The following is a 21,077-nucleotide window of genomic DNA, read 5'->3' as shown; positions in this document are numbered from 1 at the left end:
GTACTGCCTATATCAACACCCTCATCTATATAGTTAAATTACTTAACCTCAACACGCTGTGAGCGCATTACTACTTCGTCATTTAATTCAATACCAATACCCGGCGCTTCAGATACTTTAAACACACCGTTTTTAGGTTGTGGGTCTTGGATACACAATTCGCGGTTCCACTTTTTAATGGCATAGGTGTGGTGCTCATGAATTAAAAAGTTAGGAATGGCGGTTTCTAAGTGAAGCGATGCTGCTGTAGCAACGGGACCGCCACAAACGTGGGCTTGAATACGCACATCAAAAATATCAGCATAGTCACACACTTTTTTAGCTTCGGTAAAACCACCACACAGGCCAATGTCTGGTTGTAGCACATCAATACTTTGATCTTCTAAATAAGGGCGAACCCCCCAGCGGTTATACAAACGCTCGCCACCGGCAATGGGCACGGCAACTTTATCAGCCACCTTGGCATGTAACGAGTGATTTAGATAATTCACTGGCTCTTCATAATACATGCAATCAAATTCTTCGGCTATTTCGCCAATTTGAATGGCTGAAGTGGCACCGGGTAAGCTGTGGCATTCAAAAATAATATCCACTTCATCACCCACCGCTTCACGAATGGCTTGCATACGCGCGCGATATAGTTTCATCTCAGCACGAGAGATAATTTTAGTGCGGTCATAATAGGTATTGCCGTCTTTATCATACTGAATCGGGTCTACTTTTACCGCGTCATAACCTTCGGCAATCGCCTTAAGTGCAGCCTCTGCGTATTCCTGCGGTTGTACTAAGGCTTTAAACTCGCTGTCCCAATCAAATTGTAATTGCGATGCATAAGTACGTAGTTCAGGGTTAACCTTACCGCCAAGCAATTGATAAACCGGTAAGTTAAGCGCTTTGCCTTTAATATCCCAAAGCGCAGTATCTATGGCACTCATGGCTGCATACACCACAGGCCCCCCGCCTAAGCCCCAAAAGCTCTCACGTAACATACGTGACCATAACAACTCAGTTTGAAACGGGTCGTGGCCAATTAAAAACGCTTCTGCCATTTCTTTTATCATACTGGCTGCCGCGCTATGGCCTAAGTCGTAGGCAAGCCCTGCCTCACCTACACCACTAATACCTTCATCAGTATGAATACGTATAAATACTGGAGTCCAAGCGGGTCTTTCAGGACAGTGAATATCAAATACTTCGACGCGATTAACTTTCATGGTAGATTCCTATTGAGCAAAAGTGGGGTCTAAACGGTATGCTTTTCTAAGCATAGCTGGCCAAGCAAGCTGCCCACCAGTACTGCCGCTATGAACCACGTTAGCTTGATTATAAATGTTATCTATTATGGGCTGAGGTACTTGCACTGCCGGCTGAGCAGACGATTGAATTGCCAATTGAATTTCACAGGCGCGTTGTAAGTCATAAAAGCGCATAAAGGCGTCGCCTACTGTTGGACCTACGGTTAAGCCACCGTGATTAACCAATAGCATATGATTGGTTGTACCTAAGTCATCTTGTAGGCGTTTGCGCTCATCATCATTCACTGCAAGCCCTTCATAGCCATGATAAGACAACGACGGCAACGAGAACATAGAATGCTGGCTCAGTGGCAGAAGGCCGCACTCAAGGCTTGCAACCGCTACCGTTTCTTTGGTATGCAAATGTATAACGCAATGGGCATCTTCTCTTACTTCATGAATGGCACTATGAATGGTAAAGCCCGCTGGGTTTATTTTAAACGGCGTATCATCAAGAATATTACCCGCAAGATCTACCTTTACTAAGTTTGAAGCAGTTACCTCATCAAAACTCAAACCAAACGCGTTAACTAAATAGTGATCCGTGCCGGGTAAACGTGCCGACATATGGGTATAAATTAAATCTCCCCAACGCATATGATCAACTAAGCGATAGCAAGCGGCTAAATCAACACGGAGTTGCCATTCTTGCTCAGACACTTGGCCTTTTAAGTTGAGTGTAGGTAGTTCAAACATAGTGGGTCCTTAAATAAGCCCAATTAGATGTTTAGAAGTCTAAATGACTCTGGGCATTTGTTCAACCAAATAAAAACCACCGACAGGCGGTGGTTTTTTTAATAACTCACGAAGTGATTATTTTACTTTTGATAAATACTCTGCAATGGCATCTATTTCTGCATCAGATACATTAGCAACCATGGCTTTCATTGCCATTGACATGCCGTTGCTACGCGCACCTGATTTAATATCTTTCATTTGCGCTGCTAAATACTCTTTATTTTGACCATTTAACTTAGGGTACATTGCCATAATTGGTGCTTTACCTTCTGCGCCATGACATGTTTGACACATTTTAGCAGTATACAGTGCTTCGCCATCTGCAGCGTTTGCCACATTTGCACTAAGTGCCACCATTGAAAGGCCAACCCCACAAATTATATTTTTTATCTTACTCATAACATTACTCTTTTTATTAATTAACGGATAAGTCTCTTACAGTGTAGACCATTTGTACTCGCTCCACCTATGTAACTAATTAGCAAACGATATCAGTACGTGTAATGAATAAAACTACCAAACTAAATCATCTGGTACTTCGTAATCTGCATACGGGTCATCATCACTCGGTCCGTTGTTATCATCTTCTACATGAAAGACGATATATTTTTCGTCAACTTCGGCAACTTTGCGAGCAGGTTCATCCTGTAGTACATAAAACTGCCCTTCCAGCACACAAATAGCCAACCGCCCTTTTGACAGCGCTTGCTTGGTTTGCTCATTCACATCAAGCTCTTTAACTTTGTTCTGGTAGGTAAAGTTAAAGGTTAGCTCACCGCGTATCTCATCTTGATTGTGGTGCTCAAGAATTTGTTTTACTCGCGCAACTTGCTCTCGCTCTTTTAACTCGGCTTGTTTTGCTTTATTAAGCTCCTCAGCCTTTTGCTGTTGTTCAAGCTTTGTTTGTTCAATATGTTTTTGTAGATCACTGGGATCACTGGTTGCGCCTTTTTTCTTTTTCTTCTTTTGCGCTTTACGCTTTTCTGACTTTGCAACTTTTGATTTATGCTCAGTCGTTAACCCTGCTTTAAGTAGCTGCTCTTGTAATGAACCCATTATGCTGCTCCATGAAATACGAATTGCCATATTCTAACGCAGTGGATTTTTTTAACCATATACAAACCCATCATCTACGGATTTTTTTTGCTCTGCTAGTCACAATAGCAAAGGTTGCTAGGTTGCAATATGATATATCGCAAATAATGACTAACCAATTGATATAAAACTATTCAACATATCTAAATCAGCGCATAATAGCACCGTTCAGTGCGATTATTGTCCAGGAAGGTTCATGCCGTTATTGCAGCTATTAGTGTCATCTGTTTTTATTTTTTTTGTCTTATATGCACCACAGCCTTTACTGACTATTTTTTCTCACAATTATAATGTGTCAGCTGCCACCAGTGGGGCACTGATGTCGATCACCATGTTGCCTTTGGCTGTTGCACCTATTTTTTATGGCTTACTGTTTGCCCGAAAGAACCCACTGACCCTACTCAAAGTTGCCATGCTAATATTAAGTGTCACCAGCTTATTATTTGCATTAGCACCTACCTTTGAATTGTTACTGGTACTACGCTTTATTCAAGGCCTGACCCTACCAGCTGCACTCACTGCAATGACAGGCTTTATTGGGCAACAATATTCAGCCGCGCAATTACAACAAAATATGACTCGCTATATCGGCAGTTCTATTCTAGGTGGATATTTAGGTCGGGTGCTAGCAGCTAACTTTGCAAGTTGGTTTACGTGGCAGAGTTTTTATTTTGTACTGGCCTTGGCCTTACTTATCTTGGCGCTACTGGTTAAACCAAAAAAATGCCAACCACCCATGCGCCAAGCTGAATCTCCAAAAGCCTACTTAAAACCACTGCGAGAGCCGTTGATTGTACGCTTATTCTTAGGCGTATTTTGTATGTTTTTTTGCTTTGCTGCCCTGATGAATTACTTACCGTTTATTTTACAAGATGTATTTGGCATCACTGACAGCAAAACCATTGGCTGGGTTTATACTGGTTACCTTATTGGCGCGATAATATCGATGACAACCCCATACCTTACCCGCTATTTCAACAATTCTTGGCTATGGTTAAGCACCCTTTTTTTGGTGTACTGCACAGCCTTGGTCGTAATGCAGTTACCTATATTAAGCGTATTTTTAATTGCATTTACTTTGTTTTGCGCCTGCATGTTTATGATCCACTCAAGCGCGTCACCACTAGCAAATAAACTCAGTGATGCCCCCCCTACAGTGACTAATGGTGCATATGTCTCGTTTTATTACAGTGGTGGGGCGCTGGGGTCATTTTTACCTGGGCTAATACTACAGCGTTTTGGCTACCACGCCTTTTTTACTAGGGTTATTGTTAGTATGTATAACGGGGCTAATACTGAGTTACAGTGCTTACAAGCAAGAAGCATCTAGATGTTAAAGGTAAGTGGCCTGTGTAGTGCAAAAATTTTAGTTAAGTGATGTTCAGCCTCATTACTCACACGTCCCCCTTAGTTGTACACTACGCTGACGCCAGAATACTTGATTAATCTTATGCCCATCTGCACAATAATTTTTTTCTGCTAATGCATTGTTTAGTAAAATAACTGCACGCTCTTCAAGCATCAATTTAAGCTCTGGAGAATCTTCTATTCGTTGGTGCTTTGCGTATGCTTTAAGATCTGAACGTGATAATGGCTTGCGAGTATCTAACACCATAATTGGAGTAGGTTTAACTGTAACAATATAAACAAATAACTGCTGCCCTGACTCTGATATTTTGGTATGTAATGTTTGCTTTTCGATTTCTAATTTAGGCGGCTCGGGTTTAGATGAGCAAGAGGCCAACATAACAAAACATATACTTGCACATAAAAAATCTTTTCTATTTTTGAACATCTATAACTCTATCAGCGCATAAATTTTAACTAGTCTATCAAAGCCACTGATAAAAATGTGAAAATTTTTTCCCGATAAAGACTTGACGCCATAATTAAAAAGCTTTAAATTTCGACTCGTCCAGATGGAATGTGGGGCTATAGCTCAGCTGGGAGAGCGCCTGCCTTGCACGCAGGAGGTCAGCAGTTCGATCCTGCTTAGCTCCACCACTTTCCGCCTACCTTAAACTAGAGTAACTCCAAAAACACCGCCACTGTGAACTTGTTTCAAAGCCTTGCTAACACCTGTAATAACTTAATGAGATCATGACCTTTGTCATGATGACTATGTAGAGTAAGCCCAAAAAAACCGTCAAGATGACAATATCTCTAGCATAAAAAACGGGCTATTCAGCCCGCTTCAAGTCAAATTAACTACCTAAATAATAGATTAGTCCCGTATTTGACCTTCACCATTAACCAAAAACTTTTCAGTGGTCAGTGATTCAAGACCCATTGGTCCGTACGCATGTAACTTGGTTGTCGCGATGCCTATTTCAGCACCTAACCCTAGTTGCGAGCCATCAGAGAAACGCGATGAAGCATTAACCATAACCACTGAAGCGTCGACACTACGCTGGAACAGCTCTGCACTTTGCATGTCTTGTGTGCAAATAACTTCTGTATGGTGGCTTCCAAATCGGTCAATATGTGCAAGTGCACCGGCAAAATCATCCACAACACGAATTGCGACCTCTAAGCTTAAATACTCTTCACCAAATTGCGTTTCATCAATCACATTAGCGCCTTCAAAATACTGCGCTGCTTGAGTGTCGGCATTAATAACCACTTGTTTGTGTGCGAATGCTTTTTGTAGACGGGGTAAGAAAGTTGATGCCACAGATTTGTGTACCACAATACCTTCTAATGCATTACATACACCTGTGCGTTGAGTTTTACCATTGAGTGCAAGTTTAAGTCCTACATCTAAGTCTGCCGCTTCATCAATATATAAATGGCATACCCCTTTAAAATGCTGAATAACAGGAATGGTGCTATTTTCTGTTACAAAGTTTATTAAACCTTCGCCACCGCGTGGAATGATCAAATCGATATATTGCTTTTGTTGCATCAACTCCATAAGCAATGCACGATCTGGGTCTGGCACAACGCTAATTAGCGCAGTTGGTAAGTTATGCTGTTCAAGCACTTGATGCATCACTTTCGCAATCGCTTGTGAGCTTTGTAATGCTTCTTTACCCCCACGTAAAATTACACCGTTACCCGATTTAAAGCATAATGCGCCTGCATCAGCGGTAACATTTGGGCGAGCTTCGTAGATCATACATACAACACCTAACGGTACGCGCATTTTACTTATTTTTATGCCATTTGGCCTCGCCCCCATGTCACGTGTTAAGCCAACGGGGTCATCAAGCTCAACAATGGTTTTTATGCCATCGGCCATATCAGCAATGCGTTCAGGTGTTAACGTGAGGCGGTCGATCATTGATTCAGATAGCTGGTTATCTCTTGCTTGAGCTAAATCGTGTTCATTTGCGGCTAAAATATCATCATTGTGTGCCACTAATGCTATTGCCATATCGGTTAATACTGCATTTTTTTGCTGTGTATTAAGTAAGGCTAACTGTTTAGCCGCACTTGCGGCTTGTTGTGATAGTTCGGTAATTAAACTCATGAGTTACGATTTCTCCAACATTGCAATATCTTGTCCCGAAATAACCGGCCCTATACTCTCTTGTAAATGGCCATTATCGGATGTTTGTTCTTGTTCGGCGAGAAAATTAAGCAAGCAACTGCTGTAATTTGTTGTTGCTTTAGCTAAGCGCTCACCTTTTTCAGTTCGTACCAGTACGGTATCTCCAACAGAGAACTCGCCCTGAACATGTGATATATTTTCAGCAGCTAAAGGCTCTGCATGGTCTTTAAGATCTTCAGCATAGCCATGCTCTACAATAATCTCACCTTGCTCTGATGCGGTATGTGTCATCCAATGTTGCTGAGCATGCATTGGCTCATCATAAGGTAAGAAGACCGTACCTGGATTTTCACCCGCCAATAGCTTTTCAAAGGTACTTTCTTTAAAGCCATTAACAATGTATGTACTAATACCATGTGACGTAGCTTTTTCGGCGGCTTCAATTTTAGTCTTCATCCCACCTGTACCCACTTGACTGGTCGCACACCCTGCCATAGCATAAATATCTTCTGATATCTCTGATACCTGAGGGATCAAACTCGCATCTTCATGCAAATTAGGGTTTTTGTCATACAACCCATCGACGTCTGAGCACATCAATAACACATCTGCATCTGCAGCTGCGGCAACCATTGCAGAGAGGTTATCGTTGTCGCCTACTTTTAATTCGTCGGTCGTTACTGCATCATTTTCATTAATAATGGGTAAAATACCATGCTCAAGTAAAGTGAATACCGTTTCACGAATACTGTTGTAACGCTCTAAATCTCTTAAGTCACCATGCGTTAAAAGAATTTGTGCCGATGGGAAGTCAAAAAAGCGGTCCCATGTTGCCATCATCTCTGTTTGACCTGCTGCTGCCATCGCTTTTTTAAGTACTACGGACGAGTTTTTTGCATCTTCTGGAAATAGGTGTGATCCCGCGGCAACTGAACCTGAAGAGACAAGGACCACTTCTTTGCCCATCGCACGACAACGTACAATAAACTGAGCAATGGTCAATAAGTAACGCGCACGACAGCCATCTTGGTCTGGTGCAATCAGTGCACTACCTATCTTAATCACTATACGCCGAGAGTTTGAAATGTTCATATTGTTTCCTGCAGTTGCCCTTGCTTAAATTAATTCCACGCAACGCCAAGCAAAGTGCAGACGTGCGAGAGTAAAAACAACCAGAGTTGAACAATACAAATAACAATACAGCTTTCGCGTTAACACATAGGTGCTCAACACTGGCTGTCGCTTTACTAAAAAATTGGATTGTGACATCGTAATTTATCTACAACGTCGAGCCGTTTTCAGCTGGTACATCATGGTTTGATGAAGCTGAAAAGACCTAAGCCGCAATGAATAATTGCGCAAAGAATAGTTAAATTGTTGAAAAGTAATTATGCTTAGCTAAAAATCGAAGCAAACATATTACTAAAAGCTAGTTTGTTATAGTTGCTATAACAAAACCAAAAGAATAATGGCGCCTTGCACCAAACGGTATATAGCATAACGCATGTTTCGCACTTATTTCAACTTAACACAAAAATAAGTGCTTATACTGACCATAAATATAAAAAATACCACTTTATAGGTACATTATAAATGAAATGATCCATTTTTGCGTATAAAGGCTATGGTTTAATTAGAGATTAAGCTTAGTGAAAATTCTAATTCGTAGCCGTCATATAACTGTGGTATAAACCCGCTTAATACACTTTAACTATGTTAACCAACTGGTTAACTGGAGACACTATGTCAGCAATTTACATCGCTGGAATTGCCGTTTTTTCTGTGTTCGCACAATGGCTAGCGTGGGTATTCAAAGTACCTGCTATTTTATTTTTACTACTAATTGGCTTGTTACTTGGCCCTATAACTGGGCAACTAAGCCCTGATGATTTACTCGGTGATTTACTATTTCCAGTGGTGTCGTTATCGGTAGCGGTTATTCTCTTTGAAGGTGCGTTAACGTTACACTTTAGAGAGCTTAAGGGTATTGGCAAGATCGTTCGTAATCTATGCTCTGTTGGGATGTTTGCCACTTTCGTCATTATCGCTTTAAGCAGCTATTTTATTTTAGATCTCGATTGGCGTGTTGCAGCAGTATTAGGAGCCGTGTTAGTTGTTACAGGGCCCACCGTAATTGCCCCTATGCTCAACGCCATGCGCCCTACCAAAGACATAGACCGAGTGTTGCGCTGGGAAGGTATTGTTATTGACCCCATTGGCGCATTGTTTGCTGTTTTGGTTTTTGAGGCTGTCAGCTTTGTAGGTCAAGGCGAAGTGCTAAGCCATACATTAATCGCACTCTTCTCAACATTAGGTGTCGGGATAAGCGTTGGCGTGGTTGCCGGTTGGCTAACCAGTGCATTAATTCGTAAAGAATGGCTCCCCTATGAACTTCATAAATTTGGCATACTTGCACTGGTGCTATTTAGCTTTACGGTCTCCAATCACCTTGCCCATGAGTCGGGCTTACTGGCAGTCACCATTTTTGGCATTTGGCTGGCAAATCAAGATGACTTAGAAATTGACTCTGTGCTTGAGTTTAAAGAAGACCTCTCTATGATCTTAATCTCTAGCTTATTTATTTTGCTTGCAGCGAGATTAAAACTGGAAGACCTGATGCTTTTAGGCGTTGAAACCTTCATCTTTTTAGCTATCGTCTTATTTATTGCACGTCCAATCTGTATCGCATTATCTACCTACAATACAGATCTTCCCTTCAAGTCGCGCGTGTTATTGTCTTGGATTGCACCAAGAGGAATAGTAGCAGCGGCCGTTGGTTCAGTATTTGCGCTAAGTATGGTTGAGTCACAAATCCCTGATGCCAATAAATTAGTACCGCTAATCTTTACGGTGATCATCGTCACCGTCGTTTTGCAAAGTTTAACGGCATCACCGTTGGCAAAACTATTGGGGGTAAAGCAGCCAAGCCCAAGTACTTTACTGATCATTGGTGCTAATCATGTCGCACGTGCCATAGCCAAAGGCTTAAAAGAACAAAATATTGACGTTTATTTATCAGACCCCGCATGGGAAAACTGCAAAATGGCAAGAATGGATGGCCTCCCATGTTATTATGGTAACCCGCAATCAGAACATGCTGAACGATACCTACCGTTAACATCGTTAAAGTCCGTATTAGCACTGTCTCCTAATCGTCATCACAATGCGCTTGGTGTACAGTATTTTTCACACTTACTGAGCGAGCAAAGTGTGTACTCACTTCGCTCCTCTACAAACCATGCTAAAGCAAATAAAGACAGTGCAACATTTTTATCTCGTCAAGTACTTTTTGGTGACGAAGGAAATTATGCAAAATTAAGTAGCTTAATAGCCAAAGGTGGTAAAGTAAGCGCCACACGTTTATCTGAAGAGTTTGACTGGCAACAATATTTAGAAATCAACAAAGAAGCTATTCCACTATTTATCATTACTGATGATAATGATGATGCCCCCCAAATCAGACCATTTGTCACAAACATGAAAAAACCGCCAGAGCAAGGCGAGCGAATAGTTGCCTTACAACCGCCAAAAATGTCGATATTAAAAGAACCAACACAAACTAAAGAACAATCAGGTTCTTTAGGAGAAAAGCTTAATAGTTAAGTTTTAAGTCATCATTAACTGCATCGGTTGATGATGACTTATATAACCTGAGTCCAGGTTATATTGGCAAGCGTGCACGGCGAATAGCACTTTGTGGCATTTTTTCTGCTAAATGGGCAAGTGCTTTCTTTATTTTGTTGTGTAGTTTTTTATCTGCAACAGCAGAGTGAAATAACCAACGATACGCATCTTCATAATCTCTTGGGCTACCGTGCCCGGCATTAAATAAATTCACAAGTCGAATCTGCGCGCTTAAATTGCCTTGAGAAGCAGCCTCACGCAAGTACACCACCGCCATCGCCTTGTCTGCTTGTACCAACTGACCAACATCATAATATCGGCCTAATTGCTCTAAAGCGCTTGATAGACCCTGCTCTGCTGATTGACGCATGTAATAAAGACCTAATTCAACATTAGACTCAACACATACTCCATACGCCAACATATCACCATACAAAAACTGGTATGAAGGCAATGCCATTGTTTCAGCACGTGCTTCTATATCTTGTAAGAGCTGGCAATCATCATCTTTAACACGTTTTAAGTGTAGGTTTTTTTTGATCAATGCTATTAATTCAGCTTCGGTGTATAGTGGCACCGCTTTTAGTTGTCCATTGGCAGACACTGCTGAGCTTGCAATTAATAAGCTAATACAACACACCCTTTTGAACATATCTTATCCAACTTAAATCACATGAAAAATAAAAAGCAAAAAGTACACCAACTATCTACTACTACCCATTTTATTAAAGCATTGCTCATTCTAGCGAGCTAAATATAACACATTAACTGCGTTAAAAATGGCTCATGTAGAATAACGACATACCAAAATTTTGTCTGGTTACTAAGCCATTTTTCCGTCGCTATATTTGATTATTTACTTAATGCAATTGGTATAATAAAAAGTCACCTTGCATTTATCCAAGAAAACCAGCTGATACCATATTATAGGCACAAAAAAAGCTGCAATATGCAGCTTTTTTAGAGAATGGTTGTTTATGCACCAAATGGGTGACGAACAATCATTGTTTCAACACGATCTGGACCAGTCGAAATAATATCAACAGGTACACCGGTGATCTCCTCAATTCGCTTGATATAGTCAATTGCGGCTTGAGGTAACTGCTCAACAGTTGTAGCGCCGAATGTATTCTCGCTCCAACCTGGCATCTCTTCGTACACTGGTGTTACTTTTTCGTAGCCTTCAGCTGCAAGAGGAGTAACGTTGGTCACAGTGCCATCTTCTAACTGGTAGCCCGTACAGATTTTGATAGTTTCAACGCCATCGAGTACATCTAGCTTCGTTAAACAAAACCCTGAAATACTATTGATTTGTACAGCACGACGCATTGCAACTGCATCAAACCAACCTGTGCGACGTAAACGTCCTGTCGTTGCGCCAAACTCATGGCCTTTCTCGCCTAAGTGTTTACCAACAGGGTCTTGCTTATCAATGCCATCATACAACTCAGTAGGAAATGGACCTGAGCCTACGCGTGTTGTGTATGCTTTAACGATACCCAATACATAGTCAAGGTTTAAAGGCCCAAAACCTGCGCCTGTTGCCACGCCACCAGCGGTTGTGTTTGACGAAGTAACATATGGGTATGTACCGTGATCAATATCAAGTAATGTCCCCTGCGCACCTTCAAACAAAATATCGTCGCCCGCTAAGCGAGTTTGATCTAGCAGCTCAGTAACATCTACAACCATAGATTTAAGGATGTCAGCTACAGCCATGGCATCATCAAATGTTTTTTGGAAATCAACCGCATCTACTTTGTAGTAGTTAACCAAAGTAAAGTTATGGTACTCAAGCACTTCTTTGAGCTTAGTAGCAAACTGCTCAGGGTTGAATAAGTCGCCAACACGAAGACCACGACGCGCCACTTTATCTTCGTAAGCTGGGCCAATACCACGACCAGTTGTACCAATTGCCTTTTCACCACGTGCCAATTCACGCGCTTTATCAAGTGCAACATGATAAGGCAGGATTAATGGACATGCTTCACTGATCAATAAACGTTCACGTACTGGCACGCCACGCGCTTCAAGCATACCAATTTCTTTCATCAACGCATCTGGTGCTAACACCACACCATTACCAATGACGCATTTTACGTTGTCACGTAAAACACCTGATGGAATTAGGTGTAATACCGTTTTCTCACCATTGATCACCAAAGTATGGCCTGCATTATGACCACCTTGATAACGCACAACTAAAGAAGCTTTATCTGTTAGTAAGTCAACAACCTTACCCTTACCTTCGTCACCCCATTGGGTGCCTAATACAACGACGTTTTTACCCATTGCAAAATCACTTAGAAAAAATTAGGCGCAGATTTTACCAGAAAACAGGGTGTGAGATCACCCCGTTTTGGCTGTTTTTTCCACATTCACAAAAATAGTATCAAAAATACATGATATAAAACAAAAAAGCTCTGAGATATTTCAGAGCTTTTCAATTTAGTAAAGGTAAATAGTTACTATTTACCTTTAGCACCTTTCATATAATCAAAGAACTCGCTGTCCGGTGATAACACCATCACATCGCCTTTGTTTTGGAAAGTACGCTTATAAGCTTCTAAAGAACGAACAAAACTAAAGAATTCAGGATCCTTATTGTATGCATCAGCATATATTTTTGCTGCAGTTGCATCACCTTGACCACGCACACCACGAGCATTTCGTTCAGCATCTGCAAGCATTACTGTTACGCGTCTATCAACTTCAGCTCGAATCGTTTCAGCTTTCTCTTGACCTTCAGAACGGTGTTCTTTTGCTACTGCGGTACGCTCTGCACGCATACGTTGGTAAATTGAGTTACTGACTTCATTAGGTAAGTTAATTTGCTTTACCCGTACGTCTAATACTTCAATACCCAACTCTTGCGCACTTTCAGATGCTTGTACTAATGCTTCTGCCATCAGTTCACTACGTTCACCTGAAACAATTTCACGAATAGTACGCGAACCAAAATTGGTTCTTAAACCATTGTTTACTTTTTGCTGCAATAGCGTTTCAGCATATTGCTTATCGCCACGAGAACGAAGGTAAAACGCACTAAAATCATTCACTTTCCACTTTACAAACGAGTCAACAATTAAGTCCTTTTTCTCGCTTGTAACAAAACGATCTGGCGCACCGTCTAACGTTTGAATACGCGCATCAAGTTTACGCACTTGGCTAATAAATGGCACCTTGAAGTGCAATCCAGGTGCATAAACAACCGCTTTGTCTTCTTTGTCCTTTTGTACTTTACTAAACATCAATACAATCGCACGCTGTCCTTCGGTCACCACAAACACTGATGAAAAAGACAACAAAACGGCAGCAATTAATATCACAATACTAAAGTTTTTCATTGTGCTTATCTCCCGTTATTAAATCTGTCTTGTGTAAAACGGTCATTACCGCTATTCACTGTGCTATTTTGCGATTGACCTAATGTTTTACGTAACTCATTAATGTCGTTCTTACTTGGTAACTTAATTTGGCTGCCGGAACCGCCTTGCCCCATAATTTTATCTAACGGCAAGTACATCATGTTGTTACCGCCTTTCACATCAACCAATACTTTGGTGCTATTAGTGAGCACTTCTTCCATTGCATCGATGTATAAACGTTGTCGAGTAACTTCTTTAGCAGACTGATATTCAGGAAGTAACTTTTTAAAACGCTCCACTTCACCGCTGGCTTCTAATGCTACACGCTCTCGATAGGCTTCAGCTTCTTGAGTCATACGTGTCACTTGACCACGGGCACGAGGCTCTATCTCACGGGCATAGGCTTCTGCTTCACGTATAAAGCGCTCTTCATCTTCTTGCGCAGCAATTGCATCATCAAACGCATCTTTTACCTCTGATGGCGGACGCGAGTCTTTAAAGTTCACATCGGTAACTAAAATACCTAAATTGTATGGTTCGATGATTTTATTTAATTCATCCCATGTTCTTTGACGAACAAGCTCACGGCCCGTTGTTAAAACTTGGTCCATACGTGAATGACCCACTACATAACGTAACGCACTGTCTAGAGATTGTTGTAAGCTATGATCGGCATCAGTGACACTAAACTTATACAAACGAGGGTCCATAACGCGGTATTGAACTTCAAATTCAACACTCACTACGTTTTCATCCTCAGTTAACATGAAGCCTGATGCTGAAAGTGAGCGAACTGCTTCGATATTTATCGGGATCACTTGCTCAACAAACGTCATTTTCCAACGTAGACCTGGGTCTGCGATTCGCTCAAACTGTCCAAATTGTAAAACGATACCACGTTCAGCCTCTTTGACTGTGTATATACCACTTAAAGCCCAAACAATTATCGCAATCAGTAAGATGAAAGTCATGCCAGCGCCACCTAAGCCACCGCTCCCTCCACCGCCAGATTTACCGCCGAATAAACCACCAAACTTGTTGCTGAATTTACGGAATACTTCGTCTAGATCAGGTGGGCCTTGATCCCGACCACCGCGGTTTTTCCACGGATCGTTATCATTGCCATTATTACCCGGTTCATTCCAGGCCATAGCTATACTCCATTGTTATTAAAGTCAATTAGTGTAAATCTACCAAATATAAGACGTTTCTCATACCCAAATGCGAGCAAAACTGCATTTTTCTATGTAAAAACTATGTATCAATAAACTTTTCTATATCTATACCTTGGTCTTTTTTCAATCGCTCCCAGTCTATTTCTGGTAAACGTACCTGAATAAGCCAATTTCCCTGTTCGTCATAATCTTCTTGTTGCACTGCATTTAAATTAAACAATGCACCTCTTAAACGACCAAATGCAGGGGGAATACATAAAGTATGATGAAAAATTTTCTTCGCTAATAGCTCAGAGATTGCTTGTGACAGCAATGGTATACCAATTCCACTGTGGGCCGATAGCCATACACGAATTGGTTGTCCTTCATCATTTCGATCAATCCTAGGCCTAACATCTTCTAGCAAATCTATTTTGTTATAAACCAACAATTGAGGAATGTCATCTGCATCAATCTCTTTTAAAACAGACTGTACTTCTTCTATATTCTCTTTTCGTCGGTTATCTGCCACATCTACAACATGTATTTGCAAATCGGCTTCGCGTGTTTCTGTTAATGTCGCTTTAAAAGCGGCCACTAAGTCATGTGGTAAATGGCGAATAAACCCGACCGTATCAGCCAAAATTACTGGGCCAATATCATCAATATGGAGCTTTCGCAAAGTTGGATCAAGCGTTGCGAATAATTGATCTGCCGCATAGACATCAGAATTAGTAATTAAATTGAATAATGTTGACTTACCGGCATTGGTATAGCCTACTAATGATACAGTTGGCACATCATTACGAGTACGTGCACGTCGCCCTTGCTCTCGAACAGTCGCCACTTTATCTAAACGTTTGCGAATACTTTTAATACGCTCACGTAACAAACGCCTATCCGTTTCTAACTGAGTTTCACCCGGTCCACGTAAGCCAATACCACCTTTTTGACGCTCTAAGTGAGTCCAGCCTCGAATCAACCGAGTAGAAATATGCCTTAGCTGCGCAAGTTCAACTTGTAGTTTACCTTCATGTGTTCGCGCGCGCTGAGCAAAGATATCAAGAATAAGCGTCGTTCTATCTAACACGCGGCACTGACAAACACGCTCTAAGTTTCTTTCTTGAGAAGGACTGAGTTGATGATTGAATATAACGACATCTGCATTGTGGATTTTGACAGTCTCAGCTATTTCTTCTGCTTTACCCGTGCCGACGAATAGTTTGGCATGTGGCGCTTGGCGGCTGCCTTGCACAACCACCAAACTACTAACACCTGCAGAAGATACTAACATTTCCAGCTCTCGTAAATTTTCACGATCGCCCTCATTTGGAAAGTCAATATGAACTAAGACTGCCTGTTCGCCGGCTTCATAACGGTCAAACAAGCATTACGCTCCTAATATAAATTAAAAATTACCATCATCGGTTTGTTCTGTACCTTCAGCCCCTTGTGCACTTTGGAAGTTTACTGCACGAGCGGGTACCACTGTTGAGATGGCATGCTTGTAAACCATTTGGTTTACCGTGTTCTCTAGCAAAATAACGAACTGGTCAAATGATTGAATTTTACCTTGTAATTTGATGCCGTTAACTAAAAAAATTGAAACAGGAATGCGCTCACGACGTAAGACATTCAAAAAAGGGTCTTGTAACGATTGGCCTTTTGCCATTTTCTTTTCCTTCGTTCTAGGTGTTATTATTAGTTTCGCCTTCAATTAAATCTAAGTAGCTTGATTTAACAGCTACTATTAGCTTAGCGAAGTTAATACACGTTGCAAGTTTTGTTGATCATTGGTCTCTAACCAAGTCACTTGCGGCCACCCTCTTAACCAAGTAAGTTGCCGCTTTGCAAGCTGTCTGGTTGCTGCAATACCTTTGAAAACCATTTGCTCGTAGTCGCAGTCACCAGCTAAATGTTCCCACATTTGTCGATACCCAACACAACGTATTGAGGGAAGGTCAAGGTGTAAGTCTTCTCGCTTATATAGGGTCAAAACTTCATTTTTAAACCCCTGTTCGAGCATAATTTGAAATCTTTTTTCAATACGTTGATGCAACTCCTTTCGATCGCTCGGTGCAATAGCAAACTGATGAAATTGATAAGGTAATGGGGCCTGCTTTTGCTGCTGCAGCTGGGTCATTGTCTTACCACTGATCCGATATACTTCCAACGCTCGATTGATACGTTGCGAGTCATTTTCACTAATTTTTGCAGCAGCTTCTGGGTCAACGTCTGTGAGCTGCTTATGTAACTGAGGCCAACCAAACTCATTTGCCTCAACTTCCAGTTGCGCACGCACCAATGGGTCAGCTTCAGGCAAAGGCGATAGGCCTTCAATCAAACCTTTAAAATACATCATGGTACCACCGACCAAAATAGGCACCTTCCCTTGTTGATGTAACGCATCAATATGACGACGTGCGTCTTTGCGAAAATCAGCAACAGAGTAGCTCTCTAGTGGGTCAATTATATCAATGAGATGATGTGGTGCTAAGGCAAGCTCATCAGCATTGGGCTTTGCCGTGCCTATATCCATTCCTTTATAGACTAGCGCTGAATCAACACTCACAACCTCTGTGTCTAAATGCTGACATAACTCTATCGCTAGGGCTGTTTTTCCTGCAGCCGTTGGCCCCATTAGTGTTATTACAGGTAATTTATTCACTCTAAAACTCTTGTGGTAGTAATTGTAAAAACGTCTTGCTCTGTATTTTAACTGCTTTTTCCTGAATACGCGCCAAACATTTTTGACTTTTTTCTATATATTGTTGAGCCTTAGCAAAATGCTCACTCAAATAATAACGCTTAGGGGTTTGAGCGACTAACCATTCAAGCCACTGTTCCATGTGCTGTAAATCGTTTTTACAAGCATTCAGAACTTCAGAAATAAAAACCCCTACATCAATACTATACAAACTAATTGGTAGTTTTTTTACCATAATATATCGCTCAAACAATTGTATATCAAAGCCAAGCAAGGTTAACCAGGACTCTTGCACCAATAGGTGTGCAAGTTCATCTTTTTCTAAATTCACTCGAACAGGTAATAGCAAAGCTTTACTGGGTAAACTTGCATCCTGCTCTAGCTGACTTGTCCAATAAATTTGCAAGGCATATTTACAATGAGAAACCAAAAGCTGTTGCTGTTTCGATAAAAGTGCAACACCACCTTCAATAACCAGTAGCTTAGTTTGTTGAATAGGTTGCTGATGTTCGATTTGTTGCGTTAATGGGGTATCAAACTCACTCGCTTGCGTATGACTGAGCCCTTGATAAAGCTGATTTACATTATATTGTCGCTGTGTAGGTTCATTTTTGCTTCTTGATGATGCACCTGTCCCAACTCGCCCCTTTAGTTCTTGATCCGCTGAGGGACTCAAAACTTGTGCTGAAGATGCAACGTTAACAAACTCAGAAGGTTGCGACGTCCTGACAGACTGCAATTCACTTCGATATGTTTGATGCTCAACGTCTGATATTTGTGACTCATTTTGTTGCGTTACCAAGTCACCTGTTTGGGGTGTCACTGTTTGTTTAATTGCTTGTACAATAAAATCATGCACCAAGCGCGCTTGGTGAAAACGAACTTCATGCTTTGCTGGGTGAACGTTTACATCGACTTGTCTTGGGTCTATTTCTAAATACACCACAAAACCTGGTACATCTTGCTCGCCTATTACCTCTTCAAAAGCTTGACGGATAGCATGCAAAATTAACTTATCGCGCATCATTCGGCCATTTACATAGGTATATTGAGCGCTACTTGAGCACCCAACAGGTAATACCCAAGCATACAACATCAATCCTTCAGCACCAGACTCTATATATGCAGCTTGCTGTTCAAATACTTTGCCAGCTACTTGCGCCACACGTTTTACGGCCAGCTCTTTACTACTAGCACGATACTGGCGTATCACTTTTTGATTATGTGTTAATGTAATTGCCACATCAAAACGACTCAACGCAATTCGTTTGACCAGCTCATCTATATGACTAAATTCAGTTTTCTCGGTACGTAAGAACTTACGCCGAGCTGGGGTATTAAAAAATAGATCCTTAACTTCGATGGTTGTGCCATCTGGATGCGCGGTAGGTTGTACTTGAACAGCCATATCACGCCCTTCAGCAAACGCTTGCCAAGCCGTTTCCTGCTCAGCAGGTTTTGAGCTAAGCGTTAACCGAGACACAGAACTAATCGACGCGAGTGCCTCACCACGAAAACCCAATGACGCGATACACTCTAAATCATCTAAACTTTTTAATTTACTCGTAGCATGACGAGATAGTGCTAAAGTCAACTCGTCTTTGATTATACCTTTACCATCATCACGAATACGAATAAGTTTATGACCACCACGTTCAATATCAATGTGAATTCGAGTTGCGCCTGCATCAATACTATTTTCTACCAACTCTTTAACAACCGAAGCGGGACGTTCAACTACTTCACCAGCGGCAATTTGGTTAGCGAGCCGTGCGGGTAAAATCTCAATACTCATAACCAATTATGCCTTTGGAATTGTCAGAACTTGACCTATAAACAGCGTATCTTTGGTAAGTTTGTTGGCTCTTTTAAGCGCGGCGATTGATATGCCATATCTATTTGCCAATACACTTAACGACTCACCACTTTTAACAACGTGTTCTGCGGGCTCTTTTAGCCTTGCAAACAAAGAATCATCAGGGGGGTTGCGCTTATAGTAGTTTTTAATCGATTTAAAAATTGCACGAGCAAGCTTTTCTTGGTGATTGCCCGATTTCAATAAACGTTCTTCTTTAGGGTTCGAGATAAACCCTGTTTCAACCAAAATTGATGGTATATCTGGTGATTTAAGAACACCAAAGTTTGCAGATTGTGGGCGCTTCTTATGGAGTTTAGTTACTTTTTTTAGTTCACTGACGACTTCATCAGCAACTTGTAATGCCGTTTTCATCGAGTGATCCATCGACATATCTAATAAAGCTTTTGCCAAATACTTTTCGTTTGCAGTATCTTTAATTAACTCTGCAGCGCCACCTAAAAGTTGTGAGTGTTTTTCTTTATCTTCTAGCCACTTACCTATTTCTGAGTTAGCTCTTCGCAAAGACAACACCCACACTGATGACCCACTAGGGCCTGGGCTGGAAAATGCATCAGCATGAATAGAGACAAAAAAATCAGCTCTTTTCTCTCGTGCTTTATTAGAGCGAGTATGAAGCTTTAAATAGTAATCACCGGTACGAGTTAAGCGCGCTTTCATGCCTTGCTGTTTATCTATTAAACGTGCTAAGCGTTTGGCAATTGGCAAAGTAACATTTTTTTCATATGTGCCAGAGGGGCCAATAGAGCCTGGGTCTTCCCCGCCATGCCCTGCGTCAATAGCAATAATAATATCTCTATCAACCAATCTATCGCGTTTTTTACTGGTACTTTTCTCATTACTGTATAAGCTTGTTTTTTTCGCATATAAATCAATAACAAGCCGGTCTTTTTTAGGTGCAGTGGGTGCTAATGCAAAAATGACAGGTTTAACACTACTGGTAAGCTCAAATACCATACGCGTGGCGTTTCGATTTTTAGCCTTAGAGTAACGCAGCTTTTTAATTAAACGATGTTCAACAGGAATAGCAGGAAGGCTTTTGGCTTTATTTGTATTGTTAAAATCAACAACAAGGCGAAGCGGGTTTTTCAACATAAAATAACTAAAATCTGGCTTTTCAGATAAATCAAACACCACCCGTGTGCTATCAGGTGAAGGCCAAACTCGCACGCTTTGAATATCATTTTTTGCTTGCACAGCAAAGCTAAGCATTATTAAAATAATGCTTAATAATAAAGTTAACACATATCCTGTACTACGCATCTTGTCCTAATTGATTTATGATTATTTGTCCGCGCTCACTGTTTGCAGACAAAGTAATTATTCGTTGTTGACCATCATATGCCATATCAACATCTAAATCTGAGTTCGGAATAAACCCATGCCCTTTTTCTGGCCATTCAATAATACAAATAGCATTGGTGCTGAAATAGTCTCTAATACCCATATACTCAAGTTCTTCAGGATCTCCCAATCGATATAAATCAAAATGATATATTGAGACATCATCAAGATCATAGGGTTCAACTAAAGTGTATGTTGGGCTTTTTACTTTACCAGTGTGCCCCATACCTTGAACTATACCGCGCGATAACGTTGTTTTACCAGCACCTAAGTCGCCATGTAAAAACAACACTGCACCTTCTTTAATATATTTACACAGGCGTGTGCCCATAGCCACCGTTTGTGCCTCATCGGCCAAATGCTGACTAAAAGTATTACTCATG

18 protein-coding genes, 1 tRNA gene and 1 pseudogene are annotated in these 21,077 nt (G+C 41.2%); 3 read left to right on the top strand and 17 right to left on the bottom strand.

Annotated features, from left to right (window positions below; genetic code table 11):
* Nucleotides 1-38: 38 nt before the first annotated feature.
* The 4 genes from SANK73390_RS14690 to SANK73390_RS14675 form a co-directional block, all read right to left on the bottom strand.
* Nucleotides 39-1,214 (bottom strand): mandelate racemase/muconate lactonizing enzyme family protein, encoded by a 1,176-nt coding sequence (locus SANK73390_RS14690; RefSeq protein WP_261591627.1) that lies wholly within the window; start codon nucleotides 1,212-1,214, stop codon nucleotides 39-41.
* Between the two features lie 9 nt (nucleotides 1,215-1,223).
* Nucleotides 1,224-1,991, bottom strand: coding sequence for a class II aldolase/adducin family protein (locus SANK73390_RS14685; RefSeq protein WP_462766809.1), 768 nt, complete (start codon nucleotides 1,989-1,991; stop codon nucleotides 1,224-1,226).
* A gap of 117 nt (nucleotides 1,992-2,108) precedes the next feature.
* Complete coding sequence (locus SANK73390_RS14680; RefSeq protein ID WP_261591625.1) at nucleotides 2,109-2,432, bottom strand: c-type cytochrome; 324 nt, start codon at nucleotides 2,430-2,432, stop codon at nucleotides 2,109-2,111.
* A gap of 114 nt (nucleotides 2,433-2,546) precedes the next feature.
* The gene (locus SANK73390_RS14675) at nucleotides 2,547-3,089 is read right to left on the bottom strand and encodes a DUF2058 domain-containing protein (RefSeq protein WP_261591624.1); all 543 of its coding nucleotides are present in this window, start codon (nucleotides 3,087-3,089) and stop codon (nucleotides 2,547-2,549) included.
* A 235-nt stretch (nucleotides 3,090-3,324) separates the two neighbouring features.
* Between SANK73390_RS14675 and SANK73390_RS14670 the strand changes: the two are divergent.
* Nucleotides 3,325-4,465: pseudogene (locus tag SANK73390_RS14670) on the top strand (MFS transporter).
* Between the two features lie 53 nt (nucleotides 4,466-4,518).
* Here SANK73390_RS14670 and SANK73390_RS14665 read toward each other — a convergent pair.
* Entirely contained in the window at nucleotides 4,519-4,923 is a 405-nt protein-coding gene (locus SANK73390_RS14665; RefSeq protein ID WP_462766807.1) for a hypothetical protein, read from the bottom strand.
* 133 nt (nucleotides 4,924-5,056) lie between these two features.
* Here SANK73390_RS14665 and SANK73390_RS14660 point away from each other — a divergent pair.
* Nucleotides 5,057-5,132 (top strand) — tRNA-Ala (locus tag SANK73390_RS14660).
* A gap of 220 nt (nucleotides 5,133-5,352) precedes the next feature.
* Here SANK73390_RS14660 and SANK73390_RS14655 read toward each other — a convergent pair.
* Both SANK73390_RS14655 and proB read right to left on the bottom strand, forming a co-directional pair.
* A complete protein-coding gene (locus tag SANK73390_RS14655; protein ID WP_462766805.1) occupies nucleotides 5,353-6,600 on the bottom strand; it encodes a glutamate-5-semialdehyde dehydrogenase in 1,248 nt (415 codons plus the stop codon).
* Nucleotides 6,601-6,603: 3 nt separating this feature from the next.
* Nucleotides 6,604-7,713: a glutamate 5-kinase gene (gene proB / locus SANK73390_RS14650; RefSeq protein WP_261591620.1), complete on the bottom strand. Its 1,110-nt coding sequence runs from the start codon at nucleotides 7,711-7,713 to the stop codon at nucleotides 6,604-6,606.
* A gap of 651 nt (nucleotides 7,714-8,364) precedes the next feature.
* Here proB and SANK73390_RS14645 point away from each other — a divergent pair.
* The gene (locus SANK73390_RS14645) at nucleotides 8,365-10,224 is read left to right on the top strand and encodes a cation:proton antiporter (RefSeq protein WP_462766803.1); all 1,860 of its coding nucleotides are present in this window, start codon (nucleotides 8,365-8,367) and stop codon (nucleotides 10,222-10,224) included.
* A 58-nt stretch (nucleotides 10,225-10,282) separates the two neighbouring features.
* Here the strand turns inward: SANK73390_RS14645 and SANK73390_RS14640 are convergent, their stop codons facing one another.
* From SANK73390_RS14640 to tsaE, 10 genes are all read right to left on the bottom strand, one after another.
* Nucleotides 10,283-10,897, bottom strand: a complete 615-nt coding sequence (locus SANK73390_RS14640; RefSeq protein ID WP_462766801.1) for a tetratricopeptide repeat protein — start codon at nucleotides 10,895-10,897, stop codon at nucleotides 10,283-10,285.
* Nucleotides 10,898-11,220: 323 nt separating this feature from the next.
* Complete coding sequence (locus SANK73390_RS14635; protein WP_261591617.1) at nucleotides 11,221-12,537, bottom strand: adenylosuccinate synthase; 1,317 nt, start codon at nucleotides 12,535-12,537, stop codon at nucleotides 11,221-11,223.
* Nucleotides 12,538-12,713: 176 nt separating this feature from the next.
* Nucleotides 12,714-13,592 (bottom strand): protease modulator HflC, encoded by an 879-nt coding sequence (gene hflC, locus SANK73390_RS14630; RefSeq protein WP_261591616.1) that lies wholly within the window; start codon nucleotides 13,590-13,592, stop codon nucleotides 12,714-12,716.
* Nucleotides 13,593-13,597: 5 nt separating this feature from the next.
* Nucleotides 13,598-14,764 carry an FtsH protease activity modulator HflK gene (gene hflK / locus SANK73390_RS14625; RefSeq protein ID WP_261625609.1) on the bottom strand — a complete coding sequence of 389 codons (1,167 nt, stop codon included), beginning with the start codon at nucleotides 14,762-14,764 and terminating at the stop codon, nucleotides 13,598-13,600.
* A 103-nt stretch (nucleotides 14,765-14,867) separates the two neighbouring features.
* Nucleotides 14,868-16,154 (bottom strand): ribosome rescue GTPase HflX, encoded by a 1,287-nt coding sequence (hflX, locus tag SANK73390_RS14620; RefSeq protein WP_462766798.1) that lies wholly within the window; start codon nucleotides 16,152-16,154, stop codon nucleotides 14,868-14,870.
* 21 nt (nucleotides 16,155-16,175) lie between these two features.
* A complete protein-coding gene (gene hfq / locus SANK73390_RS14615) occupies nucleotides 16,176-16,439 on the bottom strand; it encodes an RNA chaperone Hfq (protein WP_261591613.1) in 264 nt (87 codons plus the stop codon).
* 78 nt (nucleotides 16,440-16,517) lie between these two features.
* The gene (miaA, locus tag SANK73390_RS14610; RefSeq protein ID WP_462766796.1) at nucleotides 16,518-17,435 is read right to left on the bottom strand and encodes a tRNA (adenosine(37)-N6)-dimethylallyltransferase MiaA; all 918 of its coding nucleotides are present in this window, start codon (nucleotides 17,433-17,435) and stop codon (nucleotides 16,518-16,520) included.
* Nucleotide 17,436: 1 nt separating this feature from the next.
* Nucleotides 17,437-19,269, bottom strand: coding sequence for a DNA mismatch repair endonuclease MutL (gene mutL / locus SANK73390_RS14605; protein ID WP_462766794.1), 1,833 nt, complete (start codon nucleotides 19,267-19,269; stop codon nucleotides 17,437-17,439).
* Nucleotides 19,270-19,275: 6 nt separating this feature from the next.
* Nucleotides 19,276-20,613, bottom strand: a complete 1,338-nt coding sequence (locus tag SANK73390_RS14600) for an N-acetylmuramoyl-L-alanine amidase (protein WP_462766792.1) — start codon at nucleotides 20,611-20,613, stop codon at nucleotides 19,276-19,278.
* A complete protein-coding gene (gene tsaE, locus SANK73390_RS14595; protein ID WP_261591610.1) occupies nucleotides 20,606-21,076 on the bottom strand; it encodes a tRNA (adenosine(37)-N6)-threonylcarbamoyltransferase complex ATPase subunit type 1 TsaE in 471 nt (156 codons plus the stop codon). The genes SANK73390_RS14600 and tsaE overlap by 8 nt, the downstream gene beginning before the upstream one ends.
* Between the last annotated feature and the right edge of the window lies 1 nt (nucleotide 21,077).

This window comes from Pseudoalteromonas sp. SANK 73390 (assembly GCF_054966645.1).
This window is presented reverse-complemented; position numbering and strand designations above follow the sequence as displayed.